General features: G+C 45.6%; 20 protein-coding genes and 1 pseudogene. 8 read left to right on the forward strand and 13 right to left on the reverse strand.

The genetic code is table 11. From position 1 onward, the window contains the following. Positions 1 to 226, reverse strand: a pseudogene (locus tag H735_RS28310) (signal recognition particle-docking protein FtsY); the annotation flags it as partial. A gap of 223 nt (positions 227 to 449) precedes the next feature. Between H735_RS28310 and rsmD the strand changes: the two are divergent. Then, positions 450 to 1,049 carry a 16S rRNA (guanine(966)-N(2))-methyltransferase RsmD gene (gene rsmD / locus H735_RS28315; RefSeq protein ID WP_020197729.1) on the forward strand — a complete coding sequence of 200 codons (600 nt, stop codon included), beginning with the start codon at positions 450 to 452 and terminating at the stop codon, positions 1,047 to 1,049. A 25-nt stretch (positions 1,050 to 1,074) separates the two neighbouring features. After that, on the forward strand, positions 1,075 to 1,341 hold the full coding sequence (locus tag H735_RS28320) for a DUF1145 domain-containing protein (RefSeq protein ID WP_020197730.1): 267 nt from the start codon (positions 1,075 to 1,077) through the stop codon (positions 1,339 to 1,341). Positions 1,342 to 1,398: 57 nt separating this feature from the next. Here H735_RS28320 and H735_RS28325 read toward each other — a convergent pair whose 3' ends face one another. The 4 genes from H735_RS28325 to H735_RS28340 form a co-directional block, all read right to left on the reverse strand. After that, positions 1,399 to 1,983, reverse strand: a complete 585-nt coding sequence (locus H735_RS28325; protein ID WP_005438505.1) for a YhgN family NAAT transporter — start codon at positions 1,981 to 1,983, stop codon at positions 1,399 to 1,401. A 112-nt stretch (positions 1,984 to 2,095) separates the two neighbouring features. After that, the gene (locus tag H735_RS28330) at positions 2,096 to 2,317 is read right to left on the reverse strand and encodes a YecH family metal-binding protein (protein WP_005438506.1); all 222 of its coding nucleotides are present in this window, start codon (positions 2,315 to 2,317) and stop codon (positions 2,096 to 2,098) included. Positions 2,318 to 2,386: 69 nt separating this feature from the next. Then, complete coding sequence (locus H735_RS28335) at positions 2,387 to 3,007, reverse strand: lysoplasmalogenase (RefSeq protein ID WP_020197731.1); 621 nt, start codon at positions 3,005 to 3,007, stop codon at positions 2,387 to 2,389. Positions 3,008 to 4,027: 1,020 nt separating this feature from the next. After that, positions 4,028 to 4,393 (reverse strand): hypothetical protein, encoded by a 366-nt coding sequence (locus H735_RS28340; RefSeq protein ID WP_005430355.1) that lies wholly within the window; start codon positions 4,391 to 4,393, stop codon positions 4,028 to 4,030. Positions 4,394 to 4,633: 240 nt separating this feature from the next. Between H735_RS28340 and H735_RS28345 the strand changes: the two genes are divergently transcribed. Then, positions 4,634 to 4,963, forward strand: a complete 330-nt coding sequence (locus H735_RS28345) for a DUF2500 domain-containing protein (RefSeq protein ID WP_020197732.1) — start codon at positions 4,634 to 4,636, stop codon at positions 4,961 to 4,963. A 1-nt stretch (position 4,964) separates the two neighbouring features. Here the strand turns inward: H735_RS28345 and H735_RS28350 are convergent, their stop codons facing one another. After that, on the reverse strand, positions 4,965 to 5,978 hold the full coding sequence (locus H735_RS28350) for an acyltransferase (RefSeq protein WP_020197733.1): 1,014 nt from the start codon (positions 5,976 to 5,978) through the stop codon (positions 4,965 to 4,967). 250 nt (positions 5,979 to 6,228) lie between these two features. Between H735_RS28350 and H735_RS28355 the strand changes: the two genes are divergently transcribed. Next, the gene (locus H735_RS28355) at positions 6,229 to 6,603 is read left to right on the forward strand and encodes a cystatin domain-containing protein (RefSeq protein WP_020197734.1); all 375 of its coding nucleotides are present in this window, start codon (positions 6,229 to 6,231) and stop codon (positions 6,601 to 6,603) included. Between the two features lie 89 nt (positions 6,604 to 6,692). Here the strand turns inward: H735_RS28355 and arsJ are convergent, their stop codons facing one another. The 6 genes from arsJ to rhtB all read right to left on the reverse strand — a co-directional run bounded on the left by arsJ (position 6,693) and on the right by rhtB (position 12,008). After that, complete coding sequence (gene arsJ, locus H735_RS28360) at positions 6,693 to 7,910, reverse strand: organoarsenical effux MFS transporter ArsJ (RefSeq protein ID WP_020197735.1); 1,218 nt, start codon at positions 7,908 to 7,910, stop codon at positions 6,693 to 6,695. A 258-nt stretch (positions 7,911 to 8,168) separates the two neighbouring features. Next, a complete protein-coding gene (locus tag H735_RS28365; protein WP_009705160.1) occupies positions 8,169 to 8,663 on the reverse strand; it encodes a cyclin-dependent kinase inhibitor 3 family protein in 495 nt (164 codons plus the stop codon). Between the two features lie 11 nt (positions 8,664 to 8,674). After that, positions 8,675 to 9,676, reverse strand: a complete 1,002-nt coding sequence (locus H735_RS28370) for an ArsJ-associated glyceraldehyde-3-phosphate dehydrogenase (protein WP_020197736.1) — start codon at positions 9,674 to 9,676, stop codon at positions 8,675 to 8,677. A gap of 27 nt (positions 9,677 to 9,703) precedes the next feature. Continuing rightward, positions 9,704 to 10,039, reverse strand: coding sequence for a metalloregulator ArsR/SmtB family transcription factor (locus H735_RS28375; RefSeq protein ID WP_009705162.1), 336 nt, complete (start codon positions 10,037 to 10,039; stop codon positions 9,704 to 9,706). Positions 10,040 to 10,141: 102 nt separating this feature from the next. Further along, on the reverse strand, positions 10,142 to 11,365 hold the full coding sequence (locus H735_RS28380) for an EAL and HDOD domain-containing protein (RefSeq protein WP_005438532.1): 1,224 nt from the start codon (positions 11,363 to 11,365) through the stop codon (positions 10,142 to 10,144). Positions 11,366 to 11,393: 28 nt separating this feature from the next. Beyond that, positions 11,394 to 12,008, reverse strand: coding sequence for a homoserine/homoserine lactone efflux protein (rhtB, locus tag H735_RS28385; RefSeq protein ID WP_005430372.1), 615 nt, complete (start codon positions 12,006 to 12,008; stop codon positions 11,394 to 11,396). 65 nt (positions 12,009 to 12,073) lie between these two features. Between rhtB and H735_RS28390 the strand changes: the two genes are divergently transcribed. After that, positions 12,074 to 13,063: an alpha/beta fold hydrolase gene (locus tag H735_RS28390; protein WP_020197738.1), complete on the forward strand. Its 990-nt coding sequence runs from the start codon at positions 12,074 to 12,076 to the stop codon at positions 13,061 to 13,063. A gap of 171 nt (positions 13,064 to 13,234) precedes the next feature. Continuing rightward, entirely contained in the window at positions 13,235 to 14,059 is an 825-nt protein-coding gene (locus tag H735_RS28395) for a Cof-type HAD-IIB family hydrolase (RefSeq protein ID WP_020197739.1), read from the forward strand. A 69-nt stretch (positions 14,060 to 14,128) separates the two neighbouring features. Here H735_RS28395 and H735_RS28400 read toward each other — a convergent pair whose 3' ends face one another. Beyond that, positions 14,129 to 14,599, reverse strand: a complete 471-nt coding sequence (locus H735_RS28400) for an EVE domain-containing protein (RefSeq protein ID WP_020197740.1) — start codon at positions 14,597 to 14,599, stop codon at positions 14,129 to 14,131. A gap of 41 nt (positions 14,600 to 14,640) precedes the next feature. Here H735_RS28400 and H735_RS28405 point away from each other — a divergent pair, with 41 nt between their 5' ends. Both H735_RS28405 and H735_RS28410 read left to right on the forward strand, forming a co-directional pair. Continuing rightward, the gene (locus H735_RS28405; protein ID WP_020197741.1) at positions 14,641 to 16,191 is read left to right on the forward strand and encodes a COG3650 family protein; all 1,551 of its coding nucleotides are present in this window, start codon (positions 14,641 to 14,643) and stop codon (positions 16,189 to 16,191) included. Further along, the gene (locus tag H735_RS28410) at positions 16,191 to 16,787 is read left to right on the forward strand and encodes a tRNA-uridine aminocarboxypropyltransferase (RefSeq protein WP_020197742.1); all 597 of its coding nucleotides are present in this window, start codon (positions 16,191 to 16,193) and stop codon (positions 16,785 to 16,787) included. The genes H735_RS28405 and H735_RS28410 overlap by 1 nt, the downstream gene beginning before the upstream one ends. Positions 16,788 to 16,841 lie beyond the last annotated feature (54 nt).

Below are 16,841 nucleotides of genomic sequence, written 5' to 3' on the forward strand. Positions count from 1 at the left end.
CTTCTGCTTCTGCTTCTGCTAGGACAGCCTCAACGTTCTCTGGTTCTTGTTCAACCGTTGTTTTTTCTTCTGCTTGCTCGGCAACGTCTTCTGTTGGTTGTTGCTCGGCGGCAGGTGCTTCCACTGCTTCTTCTTTTACTGATTCTTCAGTTGTCGGTTTTTGGCTTTGCTCTTCATCACCAAAACCTAGCCACGAAAGTAATCCGCGCTTCTTTTTTTCCGTCATCTGGGGCTATCCTAGATTGTCTTCTTATCTATTAATGACTCTTTTCTGACAAGATTATTATCTTTACTGAAAAGGCGAATGACAAAGTTATGAAAACTTTCCAATTAGGTGAATCTAATCTTATTAGTGTTACACTCTGTCATCTTGAATATTCTGGGCTGTATCCAAGCTCAAAGCTTGGGCGATTGGATATAGTATCACTTTATTAGCGGTCAAAAAATCTATGGTAAGACGTCGCCAGCAAAACTCATCACAAAAAAAGCCAACAACAGGCTTTGTGCGCATTATTAGTGGCTTATGGAGAGGCAGAAAGCTCCCTGTTCATGATGCAGAAGGCTTACGCCCAACCACGGATCGCGTAAAAGAAACTCTGTTTAACTGGTTGGCTCAAGATGTCCCACAAGCGAAGTGTCTTGATTTGTTCGCTGGCTCAGGTGGCCTTGGCTTCGAATCCGCTTCTCGCCAAGCCGAACTTGTGACTATGATTGAGCTAAACCCACAAGCATTTCAGCAACTGCAAAAAAATGTGTCCTCTTTGAATGCCAATAACATTCACGTTGTGAACACCGACGCTATCAGCTTTTTGAAGCAACCGGGGACACCGCACCACGTAGTATTCATCGATCCGCCGTTCCGCAAAGGATTATTGGATGAAACCGTGACCTTGCTGGAGCAAAACGGCTGGCTTGCTGAAGATGCGATGATTTATATTGAAACGGAAAAAGAGCTAAGCATTGCTGGGCTGCCAGAAAGCTGGCGCTTGCACCGTGAAAAAACGGCAGGCCAAGTGAGTTATCGTTTATACGAACGCTCACCAGCTTAAAGCCTCGATTTAAAAGGATAGTTAAATGAAAGCACTATTGATACTGGCTAAAGCGGCCATCGCCTTCGTATGGTTCGTGTTAATCCTCAACGTCTTTATGCCATTCCCTGGTAAAGCGGCGATTGCGTTGTACATCATGACCGCTTTCTTGTTCATCATGCACGGTCTGCAAATGGCCATCTTTATTGGTGCATTTGGTGACAAGATTAAGATGAGCGCATGGGAAAAGTATTCGATTTTGATTTTTGGCATCTTTGCTCTGCTCGACATTCGCCGCAAGCATATGATGTAAAAGTCTCAGATAAACAAAAGCCGCTCACAAGAGCGGCTTTTTTGTATTTGTTTGGCGCTAGCCTAGGTAGCTTTTCACACCATCAAGGAACATTTGGGTAGAAATCATGACCAACAGCAAGCCCATCAATCGCTCGACGGCTTTTAAGCCACGTTCACCCAAAATACGGTGGAAGAAACTGTAGAACATCAAGATAAAGAACGTCGCCCCCCACGCAATCAATACCGCGGCGGAAAGCTCCATAATTTTGTCTGGGTGTTGAGAGGAAAGTAAAAGCAACGCTGCAATCACAGATGGCCCCGCAATCATCGGAATCGCCATCGGCACAATAAACGGCTCTTCACCCGCGGCAAGCCCGGTAATGCTGCCTGCGCTTGGGAAAATCATCTTAATCGCGATGATAAACAGGATGATACCGCCAGAAATACTCAAGGTTTCAGGCTGAACATGAAGGAAGCTCATGATGCTTTGTCCTGCGAACAAGAACAACATCAAAATCATCAAGGCGAACAGCAACTCTCTGATCAATACCTTGCGGCGACGCTTCGCATCAAGGTGTTTAAGAATGGAGAGCACAATCGGCAAGTTACCGAGCGGATCCATAATAAGAAACAGCATGGTCGCTGCAGAAAGAATGTCCATGTTCTGACCTCGACGGAAAAATTGGCGGCCAGTATAACAAAGTGATTGAGTGAATATATGGTTGAAGGCGAAATGAATGTATCGCCTTCATTGATGATGGGTTAGCCGCCGCCTAGTGATTACAAACGCGCGCCATATTGACGACAAACTTACCTTCCAGTTCGCGTACTTTTTCACGCTTTAGTAAAAACTCTAGCAATGCATCTAAGTCTAGATCATTCAGCTTGCAGGTATGAAAACGCACTTCACTACCGAAGTGAGCCGCTAGCTCATCACGATTCATTGGGGTTTCACGAAGTAAGTTCAGTAAGTTGTGAGCATGAATTTCAGTCATTATCGACTCCAGTCATTAAATGGAATCCACCCAGTTTACTCAAAACGTAGCCGCTGACTTTGACCTAAGTTAGTAAATGATAGAGGCAACAATAAGTGCATGAGCCAAGAAGTAACTGCCACTTACCCAAACATACGCTCGCTTCATCGGTTTACGATATCCATGTATCGCATAGGCTAAGGCGGAATAAATCATGACTAGAGTGCCACTAAAGCCGAGAGCATTGGCAAAACTCGGCACTTGTAACCATACCTCTCCTGCTGCCCAGGCTAACTGAACCAACATGATACCCATGATAACGACAGGAAAAACCATGGAATCTAGTTGAGGGAGTAACAAGAAGAAGGCGACGATACTCGCTGCAAGAAGCAAAGCTAATAGCCACCAAACGATGTCACCATTGAGCTGAACCCAGAACGATTTGCTGTAACAGATTTGCGCCAGTAGATAACCAGCAAAATAGAGAGGTTTTCGAGATTTAAACGAATGGAGGGTATCGGCGAACATTGAAACCAATAAGCCACCAGCAATCCAGTAGGTGTGAGGTGCCGAAGCCCCCTCCGTGAGCGCCAGAACCAGCAGCAATAGCAGAGTAAAGATTTTAAATGCCAGAGACTGTGTCGGATTGGCCTGCTTTGCCCCCAACACGGAATATACTCCTGATAGCCCTATCGCTAACCAACTCCACATGCCGATACACCTTTCACGTAATCTCGCCGCTAGTCTAGGTAGACCAATCTTGATGTAAAGACACAATCAGTGAAAGTTGGATCTCGATAGCGAATCACGACGTTTTGTAAACGGATCTTACTCAATTAGTGATTATCGTTTTTCTCACAATTATTGAGCCCAGCTATCTGACTTTGAATGTTATGGATAATTTCATCAAAAGACCTAACCTTCAGAAATTGAAAAACAAACCGCCAATCTGTTCGCCATACAACCGTTATGAGCAAATAACCGACACAAAAGCTAGATCCACCACCTCTGACCACTCAGAAAGGTAAAAACACCGTCCCATAACAAGATAAACAACTATTGGCTCAACAATTGTGTAGAGTAAAAATTCAAACAATCACACTTAACTACCTGATATAACAAAGCATAATCCAGAAAAACAATAAAAACCTAACCTTAGCTATTGTGGATTAAAGCTAAACCCTTTTGGTGCTGAGATTTTCTCATTGAATAGGAAAAAGCGAACAAGATGGACGTCCATAAATGTGAGCCTCATTAGCATAAAAGCTAATTTTCTCAACTTTTGAGAAATTCAGTAAAAATAGCCAACCAACCTCCCCACTGACACAAGAAACACTATTTCATCATAAGATTACTCATATTTAACACATAAAAATCATACACTTAAAAGACAAAAGAAGATAAAAACAACAAGTCGAACACTTAAAGAACAGCACAAAAAACACAGTTTTATTAGTCAATTAAGGGTAAAAACACTTAAGTTAAGTGCGAGTTTTGAAAACTTTTTCGCTTTGAAGTTGATCAAAGCTCAAAAACAGTGCTATATTATTTACATCGAGTTCATCAATGATTTTAGAGGTAGTGTTATGATTTCTTCTTCTCAAAAACAAGGGCTGGTAATGATTGCAGTGGTTGTTGGTTTAATGACACTGCCAATGATGTACTAAGTTACTGTTTCCAATAAAAAAGGGACGCTTTCGCGTCCCTTTTTTATTATTCAAATTTTACTGTCTACAAATGCTTAACTAGAATGTCCCAATGCATGTAGTAAAAGCCGAGCGCAGCAAGCGTTATCAAGGCCATTAACAAAATCGCCGCTCGCCAAATAAAGCGTGAACTTCTCGGTGTCAGCTCTTTTTCGCATGCATCACATGCCGCTAAAAAGCCTTTTCGATCGTCCAGTTTATAATCCTCTTCGTGAACAACCTTATTCCGCACTGTTGCGATAAAACGCAACTTTGCTACCACATCATGTGGTAAGCGCTCCTCGCAGCTAGTGATCAATTGATGTAGCCCTTTCCCTTCTGCATGGTATTGTGTGCGCAGAAGTTTTTCGATCGTTCGGGTACGCATGACTACTTTCTCAATATCTGACATCGTAACCCTCCTTACTGACCTTTCCTTTGTCCGTCATTTCATTCTTCTATAAATTTAGAGCTTTTTCGAGCGGTTAGGTGCAAATTTCCTTTTAAATTGTGCTCTTGCACGCATATAAAATGTGAAGTGCGCCGAATAAAATCTACGACACTTTTACTAGATCACGAATAATTTATCTCAACTCATAGTTTAATCAGGGAGTTCTGTAAAATAGGCACCAATGAAACATTGGAGGTTATCATGCCAATCTCACTTATTTTGGCTCTGTTCGCCCTGATCGCACTCGGTGCATGGGCATTTTTCCGCTTCTATAGCAAACATTACTTTGGTGAAGACGCGCCAGAACAAAGCGCGCAAGTGACCATCTTAGACAAGCAAGCCATAGAAGTTCCGGATGCCGAGTTAGGTCAAGACAACCAAGAATATTGGATCTACGTTCAACGTGGCGCTATTGGCCCTAAGCGCGAATTCCAAATCGGTGTGCACTATTACCACGCGCTGAATCCTGGTGATAAAGGCACACTGACCTACCGTGGCGACAAGTTTTTACACTTCGCCCTAAAACGCTAACCTACGGCAACAGCCAACGAGTCTTGGCGGATTTCGAGAATAGATAGCTCATCCCCAAGGCTCCTGCACCACTCAAAACAATCCACACCGGAATCACCCACGCAGGGTGACCTTCATACCAACCAAACGCTTTCATCGGCCACAAAAAGATTGGATGTAACAAATAAATCCCTAAGCTGTGCTGACTAATAAAGCTCACTACTTTTTGTGTCTTCGGTGCCAAACCTTCACCGAAGTAGCGACATAACATAAAGATCATTGATGCCGCTAAAATCACATTCAATGTTTTGTAAGAGAACCAGCGCCCTACGGTGTATTTATCCAATTCCAAACTGTTGGTCACCACCATGGTGAAAGTCACGGCCAAAGCGACTAACCCTAAGCCAGTAAAGATCGAAACGGTAGAGCGACTGAGAGGCATCTTTTTAAATAGCACATAGCCGAGCGGCAAATACCCCATGTAAAGCCAGTATTGATTGCTCCAAGGACCATCAATCTTAAATAGGAACAAAGTGCTGGTCAGCAGCCAAACAGCAAGATACGCATAGAGAACGTTATCATCGCAATTGCGGACCACCCATTGGAATAACGGAATAACAAAATAGAGCGGGATAAAGTAGTAGAAGAATCCAAGGTGGTAGTAAGTCGCATGATGTGGGCTATTACCAACGACTTCTTTGACGGTCTCGAAATCAAAACCTTGCGCTGTCCAACCGGATAGATAGGCGTAGAACATCGACCAAACCAAGAAAGGCACCAACACTTTACCCAAACGCCGTTTAACGTAGTACTTGGCATCAAAAGGACGCGTATCACTGAGCATCAGCGCACCAGTGATCAAAATGAATACGGGCACCGCCCAGCGAGTCACACTGTTTACGCCTACCGCTGTCAACCATTGGTCAAATGGAATCACTCCCAACTCATTACGATATGGCGCTAACACATGAATGGCAATCACCGCGACCGCAGCGACACAACGTAATAAGTCGAAAAACAGAACCCTTTCTCTCATACCCTTACCTACTTTGATTGGCTTTACGTCTATAGCATAGGGTAATTTTCATCCAGTGAAATAGTTAACAATCTGTTTTTGCTTATTTTTAACTCAGCGATGACGCACCAATATCATTGATTTGCACAATGGTTAGCGATAAATCCTATTGTACAAATAGGATCAGCACCCCTAAGCTTTCTCGGATATGAAACAGATTTAACCGTTTTATTCCATTAGGATGCTGGACAGATTATTAAGAGAGGTCTTTATGAAGAAAACATTATTAGCGTCACTGGTTTGTGTAGTGGCTTTAGCTGGATGTAATCAAAAGGAAGAGACCGTGGCACCATCGCAACCGGAAGCGAACCCTATCTGCAGCGCTGAAAACCTTGCTGGCGGCTGGTCAAAAGGTGAAGTAACACCTGAAGCTCAGCAAGCACTCGACTTTGTACTTGGTCAGATGAATACCGCGGCTAAGCTAAAAGAGATCTTAAGCGTACGAACTCAAGTGGTGAATGGTCTTAACTATGCCATTGAATTCGAAATGGACAATGGTGAAGTGTGGAACACCATCGTTTACCGCTCACTGAAAGGTGATATGGAAATGACGCAACCTGCACAACAAGGTCGTCTTTGCCCATAAGCAAGACTTGCTGATTTGCGATACTGAATCGTAAAAACAAAATGGCTCCCAATATGGAGCCATTTTTTATTTCTAAGTCGTAAGCCGATTTAAGCCGTAGCCACTTTGGCCTTTGGTAGCTTGATAGAAATTAGCGTTGTTAGTGCTAAGAAAGCAAATGACACCCACAGACATGCCGCTAGACCCGCTTCTTGGTAAATCCAACCAGACAGAACCGTACCGATCAAACGTCCCATCGCATTCGCCATATAGTAGAAGCCAACATCCAGTGATACTCCATCGCCTTTCGCATAACTAACGATCAGGTAAGAGTGCAGAGATGAGTTCACCGCGAACACAGCGCCGAAAATCATCAAGCCCACCACAATAACAAGCTCTGGTTGCCAACCGATTTGCACGCCATAAGCAATCGCACCGGTGATGACGGCAAGGATACCTGCCCAAATTAATGCCGCGCTGCCATCTGGCACTCGACCTTGCGCTTTGCCGGTAATACGAGGCGCAAAACCTTGAACGAATCCGTAAGCAATCACCCAAGCTGCAAGGAAGCCGCCTACCATCAGGTGATCCCAACCAAACACGCTGCCAAGATAAATCGGAAGTGCAACAACAAACCACACATCACGAGCGCCAAATAGGAACATACGTGCAGCGGAAAGAATGTTCACCGATTCTGACTTAGAGAAAATTTGACGGAACTTAGGTTTGCTCTTCGCCTTACCCATATCCGCTTCTAGCCAGATCAAGCTGCATACAAACACAACAGCCAGCACACTTGCCATGATGACCATCGAAGTTTGGAAACCAAACGCCGACAACAGCAAACCACCAACGAAGAAGCCCGCACCTTTCAGCGCATTCTTCGAGCCCGTTAAGATCGCAACCCACTTATAAAGTGCACCTTGCTGCTCGTCTGGCACCAAAGTTTTGATCGCGCTCTTGGCACTCATCTTATTTAAGTCTTTGGCAATACCTGAAATTGCCTGCGCCGCCATTACCCAAGGAATGGTCAACCAGGCATTGGGCACTGCCAACATCAGCAAGGCAAAAATCTGCATCCCTAAGCCGACGTTCATGGTTTTGTTCAAACCAAGTCGAGCACCTAGCCAGCCACCAACCAAGTTGGTCACTACGCCAAAAAATTCATAGAAAAGGAACAGCGAAGCAATGGCTAAGCTTGAGTAGCCTAAGTCATGGAAGTAAAGCACCACCAGCATACGGAGTGCACCATCCGTCACAGTGAAGTTCCAATAGTTGAACGTCACCAGCATATACTGACGGATACTTTTACTTAGTTTTGAAATCATAACGACCTCAGATGTACAGCGTTTAGAGCATTTAGATCATGATGTTCCAAATGCTCTATGACCTGAACACCAGCATTGAGTCACCTCAATACTGGCGCTAAATTGTGAAACAAGAACTGATGAGAAATCTAAACATTATTTATTAATAAACAATAATTTAAATATAGAATCAGTAAGCAAGAATCACATAAATTGGTAAGCCATTACGGCATAAAGAGAGCTTTTAGATCATGATGTTCCAAAAGCTCTATAAGCTGATCAAGCGTTTTGAGCCACACGCTCGATGTACTCAACTTGTACTGGTTTAGTGAAAGCACCAGGACGCAGCGCTTGCACTTCACGTACGATGTCTTCTAGCGCCCAATCTTTCTCTAGCAGTAGGTGCGCAGCGAACAAACCTGTGCGACCAGAGCCACCCATACAGTGCATGGCAACCTTGCCACCTTGAGCAAGAATCGAGTGAAGTTCAGGACTCGCTTGTGACCATTTTGCCGCGAACTCTTCGCCCGGAGCACAGTCATCTTCAATCTCAATTTGGAACCATTTCATGCCCAATTGTTGAGTCAATTCACCCAACGCAGACACGTCTTTTGCTGCTAGTTCAGCATTATCAAGGGCAGTAACAATCGCTTCTACGCCTTGCGCTTTTAGCTGCTCTAACGAAGCTTGCAGTTCAACACCTTTGGTACCAGGACATGGAGTCAGTACCAAAGCGCCCGTTTCTAAATCTAATTGCCATGTAGGATGAGACATCTTAAAACTCCTTATGCCATACCAACGTTACGAACCAATTCTGCAGTACGCGTCGCGTAACCCATTTCGTTATCGTACCAAGCGTAAATCTTCACCATACGAGAACCCACAACCATGGTTGATTGCGCATCAACGATAGTTGAACGTTGGTCGCCTTTGTAATCGATAGAAACCAATGGACGCTCTTCAAAGCCAAGGATGCCTTTTAGCTCGCCTTCAGAAGCTTCTTTCAGTAGTGCATTAACCTCTTCAACCGTGGTATCACGTTTCACATCAAAAATGATGTCAGTGAGTGAGGCGTTTGCCAGAGGAACACGAACCGCGTGACCGTTAATCTTGTCTTTCAACTCTGGGAAGATTTCAACAATCGCTTTCGCACTGCCCGTTGTGGTTGGGATCAGGCTCATGCCACATGCACGTGCACGACGTAGGTCTTTGTGCGGCGCATCCAGAATCGTTTGTGTGTTAGTTAAATCATGAATCGTTGTGAATGACGATTGTTCAATGCCCAGTTTCTCGTGAATCACTTTCACTACTGGTGCAATACAGTTCGTTGTACAAGACGCTGCGGTTACGATGCGGTGCTGCGCTGGGTCGAAGATGTGGTCGTTCACACCCACTACGATGTTAGCTACGCCGTCTTCTTTTACTGGTGCGCTAACAACAACACGTTTTACGCCTTGTTCTAGGTATTTGTTTAGGAATGAGGTTTTGCGATGAACGCCCGTTGCTTCAATCACAACATCACATTGACCCCAGTTCACAGCATCGATATCACGCTCTTGTGAAGTCGTGATGCGCTTACCATTGATCACCATGTCTGTGCCTTCAACTTGCACTGCATGGTTCCAACAACCTTGGACTGAATCGAACTCAAGTAAGTGGCCAAGAGTCGCTGCATCACCCGCTACATCGTTGATGTGTACGAACTCTAGCTCTGGCCAATCAAACGCTGCGCGTAATGCCAAACGACCAATTCGACCGAAACCGTTAATACCTACTTTAATCGTCATAATCTTCTACCTTTAAGCTTTCGCTGGTTAACAGCACGCTGCACGAGCTTTGTCTTGCAAACGTGAAATATCGTCTTGGTACTCTTGCTTTAAGCAGTTCGAGGCCACCAAGTCATCAATCAATTTTTGCATCCATCCCGGTAATTGATCTGACAGCTCGTAGTACACCCATTGCCCCTGGCGTTTATCAACTAAAATACCATTTGATCTTAGCTGAGCCAGATGGCGAGAAATCTTTGGTTGGCTTTCTTGTAGCGCATGGGCTAAATCACCAACACAGGTTTCCCCTTCACGAACCACCAGCATTAAGCAACGCACACGAGTCTCGTCGGAAAGAAGTTTGAAGAACTGATGTGGAAGCATACTTACATACCTATATATGGATATGCGTATATAGTTATGTAAAAATAAGATGCCGTCAAGCGATTGTGCTCGACTGTAATAAAAGTTTAATATTTGATCAGATTAGGCGCCAGAAAAGGTCTGACTCCAGCGAACGGCTTCGCCAAGTTCAGACTTCACGTCATCGACAGAAAGACCGAGTTGCTGGGAGAATTGCTCCACACCTGCCCAGTCTGCACGCTCGTAGCACTCTTCAATTGCCAGTAACGCGCCGTATTCACCTTGGCGATGCAACAAAGCTTGCTGCACGGAAGGACTTAACGGTAACTGGCCAACTAAAGATTCGACAGACAAATCGAGCATGGCATCGAGAATCGACAACAAGCCAACCATAAAACCCTGCTCGTTGAGATGCGAAAGAGGTTGATAGCGCGACATGGCTTCGCAGAATTGAGCGCGTTGCAAAGATAAGTTGTACAACTCACGCGGCTTCTTACTGGAGATATAAGACGCCACCACCAGCGAGACAAACATTTTGAGCTTCTCTTGCCCAAGGTAAATCAAAGCTTGGCGGAATGAAGTAATGGTCACTTCTAATGTGGTCGATTGTGTGTTCACAAAACGCAGTAACTTGTACGACAGCGTGACATCTTGAGTAATGATGTTTTCAATCCGGTCGAAGTCAGGATCGGGAACACACACTTCTCTAAATAACTTGAGCGCCAGTACTTGCTCAGGGCTCACGTATTTAGTCTGCATCACTTCGGGCTTACTGAAAAAGTAGCCTTGGAAGAATTTAAAGCCCGCCTCTTTGGTCGCTTCAAACTCAGCTTCGGTTTCGACCCGCTCAGCTAAGAAGTGGTATTTGGTGCGCTTTTTGGTGTGCTTCTTAACTAAATCACACGCATTTTTCAGCCCCATCGCCATGATGTCGAGTTTCACGATATGAACATAAGGCAGAAAACGACGCCATTCGTCAGTCAAAGTGAAATCATCGAGCGCGATCAAGTAGCCTTCACGGTACAGTTCACGAATGGCTTCAAGCAGTTCATCGGTTGGTTGGCAGGTTTCGAGTACCTCAACCACGATTTTGTTTTTCGGCAAGCTTCTTGGCAGCCGACGCAGCAAACTTTGGTGAGGAAAATTGATGAAGCATCGCGAAGATGCAATCAGAGGATTGGTTCCGACAGAGAGAAAGTTCTCTACTATCAATCGGTATGTCGCCCTGTTTGAATCGATGTGTGCAGGATAGGCATTACTTTCACCATCGCGGAACAACAACTCATATCCCAGCGTCTGTCTTTTTCGATTAAAGATAGGCTGGCGGGCGACATACGCATTTTTCATTCGAAATTATTGTGCTTTTTATAATTTGTTACTTAGCTGCCGCTAATAATGCACCACATCCCATGAACATTGAACCGAATACTTTATTAATTTTGCCCATGATCTTATCTGAGCGAATAAAGCGTCCCATTTGAGCGGCCAAACTGGTGTAACCCAGCATCACAAACGCATCAATGGTTACTGTGGTCACACCCAATACCAACAGCTGAGTCAATTGGTCTTTCGCTGGGTCGATAAACTGTGGAAACAGTGCCACCAAGAAGACGATCGATTTTGGGTTTGTCAGGTTAATAAGAATGGCTTTGTACAACAGAGAAGTGCCTGACATGGCTTTGTGGCTCTCGGTTGCAACCAAACCAGACGTATCACGCCACTTTTGAATGCCAAGCCACACAAGGTAAGCCGCACCCACCCACTTGATCACGGTAAATGCCGTTGCAGATTGCGCGACCAACGCACCGATACCAGCACCAACCAGAGCAATATGAATCGCCAAACCGATTTGTAAACCAACGATAGCACCTAATGACTTGCGCGTGCCGTAACTCAAACCATTGCTGATTGAGTTGACGGTACCAGATCCCGGAGCCAGACTAAAAACGATTGCTGTTACCACATAGGCTAACCAAACGTGGGTATCCATTGCATTTCCTCAATAATTCTTCGATGATACATCGCGTAAACAACGTATCTTCAGGTAATCGACTAATGGCTATTAACCATTCACCTTTGACTTATACTCAAGAGACTTTATTTGAGCAAGCAATAGGTGGTCCGATCGCAGCACTTTGGCAAGAACGCCAAGAAGGCTTTGTAAAAGGGACAGAGAAAAAGAAAATCTACTGGTGCAAACTCACCAATCCTGAGCACACAAAAGCCGTGCTGATCGTTAACGGTCGCATTGAAGCTTCCTGGAAATACCAAGAACTGTTCTACGACCTGTACCGACAAGGTTATGACGTGTATTCGTTTGACCACCGAGGACAAGGTTTATCAGATCGCCTAATTCCAGACTCAGACATGGGTCACGTCTATGACTTTAATGATTACATTGAAGATATGGAATTGGTGCTGCAGCAGCTTGATTTAAGCGGATACCAACAGCGCTTTATCATTGCTCACTCAATGGGCGGCGCGATCGCCACACGCTACCTGCAAACGCATCCAGAACACAACTTTGATGGTTTGATTCTGAGTTCTCCAATGTTTGGTATCAACCTACCTTGGTATCTCAGCCCTATCGCGATTCCGGTCAGTCAAATCTTAGCGGCAGTTTCGACAAAACCTAGCTATGCTCCGGGACATAAGGCGTATTACACAAAACCGTTTGAAGATAACCCCCTTAGCCAAAGCTACGATCGCTATCATTGGTTCCGTGGTTTATACAACGACAAACCCGAACTGCAAGTCGGTGGGCCAAGCACCCGCTGGGTTTGGCAAGGTTTAATGGCTGCCAAGCAATGTATTTTGCTGACACGCCAAATTAAAGTTCCGGTTTTATTGGTTCAGTCAGGCAACGATCGCATCGTGAGTAACGCCGCACAGCAACGCTTTATCGATAAGCTAAGTAAGACCAACCCCAATGCCAGCCTAGTTTCGATTGCTGGTGCAGAGCACGAAATTTTGTTCGAAAAAGACCAGTATCGTAACCAAGCTCTGGACGCTGTCTTTTCCTTTATGCGTACTCAAAGCGCATAAAATGAATTAAAGAGGAAATACGAGGTCTGCGATTTACCCTCTTTTTCCTCCTTATTTTGGCGTAAACTTCATCATGTTCCCCGCACTCGGAGCAGTACGACCTAGTCAATCTACTGCGCTCCGTGTGCAATCAACCTGTTCTACTCTATCCGAACCGTTTACGAGGGCTTCATGAGCACATCGCTACCTTGCAAAGAGATCACTAAAATCGTTGCCTCAGATCTGGATGGCACTTTACTCGCACCAAACCACCAGCTAAGCGCTTACTCGAAAGAGACGCTCAAAGCGCTGCATGAACAAGGCTACACATTTGTCTTTGCAACGGGTCGCCACCACGTAGACGTCGCAAGCATTCGTCGCACGGTAGGTATTCCGGCTTACATGATCACTTCAAACGGTGCACGTGTGCACGACCAGAATGATCAAGAGATGTACAGCCAGAACGTACCGGAAGATTTGGTGCAGCCAGTGATCGACACGATCAAAACGGATCCTGAAATACTTATCCACATGTACCAAAACGACGACTGGTTGCTGAACAAAGACGATGAACAACTGCGTGATTTCCACGAAGAGTTCACTTACAAGTTGTACGACCAAAACAATGCGCCAACTGACGGCATTGCAAAAGTGTTCTTCACCCACCCAGCGCAAGACCATGAACACCTTGTTACCTTCGAAACTAAACTGCGTGAACAATTTGGCGATCGACTAAACATCGCCTTCTCAACACCTTGGTGTCTGGAAGTAATGAGTGCGGGCGTTTCTAAAGGTGACGCTCTAAAAGCAGTGGCAGAATCAATTGGTTTGACACTAGAAAACACTATTGCGTTTGGTGACGGCATGAACGACGTAGAAATGCTATCCATGGCGGGTAAAGGTTTGGTGATGGGCACCTCTCACGAGAAAGTGATGAAAGCACTACCAAACAATGAAGTCATCGGCAGCAACGCCGACGATGCGGTTGCACACTACCTACAAGATCATCTGCTATAACCTGTATTGGCTATCAACAGTAGGTTATCGGCAAAATCACAAAGGGCTGCACTATGCAGCCCTTTTCTTTTATCGCTGACTCGGCAGTTTCTCTTTGCCGAGGATTGCTTGCCACTCTTCTTCGCTAACCGGCATGATCGATAAGCGATTGCCGCGTTTCACCAATGACATGTTTTCTAACTCTGGCATCGCCTTCATGACCGACAACGGAATCAAGCGTTCGGTCTTACGCACAAACTCAATATCCACCATTATCCAACGCGGATTTTCTGGGTCAGATTTCGGGTCGTAATAATCACTCTCTAGGTCAAACTGGAAATGATCGGGATACGCTTCACGGGTCACTTTGGCAATACCTGCCACTCCTACGTTCTTGCAAGAGGAATGGTAAATCAGCACCAAGTCACCCAATTTAACTTGGTCGCGCATCATATTACGCGCCTGATAATTACGAACTCCCTCCCAACATGAAACCTTTTGGGTTCGAAGCGTGTCAATAGAAAAGGTATCTGGTTCTGTTTTAAATAACCAATATGCCATAATGCCATCCGATGCAGATTGAGTAATGAGGAAGATATAACATGAAGGCTTTGAAAAACCCAGTGGCATTAGCCACACTGCTGGTCCTGCAAGCATGTAGCATGCAACCACAGCAGTCCGATGCAGACGCACCAACAACTCCGCCTGCGTCCTTGGATAAGCCAGAAACCATCTTGCCTCAAACCTTTATGCTGCGTGGTGAAGTCGTGATTGGGCATGAAAGCCAGTACATCACACCTTGTGGTAGCGACAAACAATACTGGCTGCAACTGTCACCACAACAGCTGCAACGAGCCATCGCATTAACCAATGAACCTTATCAAACCATGTATGGAGAAGTGATTGGTCACCTCAATCCACCTGGTGTTGATGGTTTCTCTGCAGACTTCGACGCGAACTTCGTGGTAGAACAAGTAAACTTCCTCACCACAGAAAACCCACAACGCTACAAACAAACCAGTAAACCAACACGAGTTTTCGGTAACGAGCCATCATGGTCAGCCAGCTTTGAAGGCAACACACTCAAGTTCCAGCAAATGGGCAAGTCGACACAAACGCTCGAAATCGACAGCAGCAAACTGCAACCTCGCCAACGTACCTACCAACTTAACGATGGTGAACTGCGCATGACCGAGAACTTGTGTTCAGACACCATGAGCAACTCTCTCTACGGCTGGAAAGCGACACTAGAGCATGACGATAAAACCTACCAAGGTTGCGGTATGGCGGCCAACGTAGACTCAACACTCAAGTGGGTGAACACTTACGTGGCAACATCAACCCAGTCGCAAGGGTTCGAAGTACAGATGACACTCAACAGCGACCACAGTGCTATCACCAAATACAGCTATTCAGACGGGCAACCGCCATTGATTGAACGCGGCTACTGGCAGCAACTGAGCCCATCGCAAGTGCAAGTATTGATGACTCACCACCAGCAACAACGCTTAATGACCGAGCGCCTATTTACTCGCGAAGGCAACCAGCTGAAAGCAGTCAAAGAGAAAGTGGGCAATTTGGTTTATCCCATTGCCGATGGGGGTTTAGTGCTATATCCAGCAACAGTGCGTCACTCAGGCATTGAGCAAGAAGCACCTGAACGCGGTAGTGCGCCAATTGCAGCTGCGGACATTCCATCCAGTGCCGAATTTAATTCAAAAGTGGATGCGGCGGTACGTAACTACTTTTTCATTAATCAAACCAACCCAAGCAATAACCAATACCGTTGGCTGACCTACGATCTGAATGGCGATGGTGATGAAGAATTACTAGTGCAACTTGATTGGTGTGGCTCTGGCGGTTGTACTCTGCTGATATTCGAAAACCACGAGAAAGAGTGGCGTTTCAATAGCCGCATGACGCTAGTGCAAAGCCCAATTATGCTTGGTCAACAAACCTCGCACGGCTGGCGTGACCTGATTTTCAATGTCAGCGGTGGCGGCGCAACGCCGGGGCAACACGTGATGCAATACACAGGCGTGAGCTACCCAATCAACCCAAGCTTGGCGCCAAAAGCGAACAAAGAACAAGTCAGCGGCGTGCGTCTGTTCTCAGATGGCATCAGCCCTGTTCGTGATGGGGTGCGCTTGTAATGGCGCAGCCTTGTCCACATTGTGGCTTCCAGTTCAACTGCATCTGTTCACTGCTGCCTGAGTTAAGCAGTGAACAATCGCTGATGCTGTTAATGCACCCTAATGAACTGACGCGCGATACTAACACTGGCAAACTGCTCGCCCAGTGCCAACTGAATGTCACTCAAGTCGTTTGGGACCGAAAAACGCCACCAGCAGAGTTGTTAGAAACGCTAGCGAATCCAAGCCTGCTGCCAGTACTGCTATTCCCAAGTGAAGAGAGCCTAACGCTTGAACAAGTACAGCAACAAAGTACCGAGCAAGACAGACAACCGTTGTACATCATTCTTGATGCGACTTGGCAAGAGGCGCGCAAGATGATCAATAAAAGCCGATGGCTAGAGGGCGTCGCTATGATGGGCTTAGCCACTCAAGCCGATTCCCAATATCAACTGCGTCGCAACCAGCAAGAAGGTAATCTATGTACCTTTGAAGTAGCTGCGCAATTGCTGGGGCAACTCGGTGAAGAGCAAAACCAGCAACAGATGCTGGACTTCTTCGAGCAATACCTTCCTCGTTTCCAAGCCGAGAAAAGTGGTCACGAGTTCAAAGTCTAACATTCTTAAGAATCAAAAAAACGCAGCTCTAACGCTAATGCCGTTCACTTAAGG

The sequence above is a fragment of the Vibrio owensii CAIM 1854 = LMG 25443 genome, assembly GCF_000817815.1.
Lineage (GTDB): Bacteria > Pseudomonadota > Gammaproteobacteria > Enterobacterales > Vibrionaceae > Vibrio > Vibrio owensii.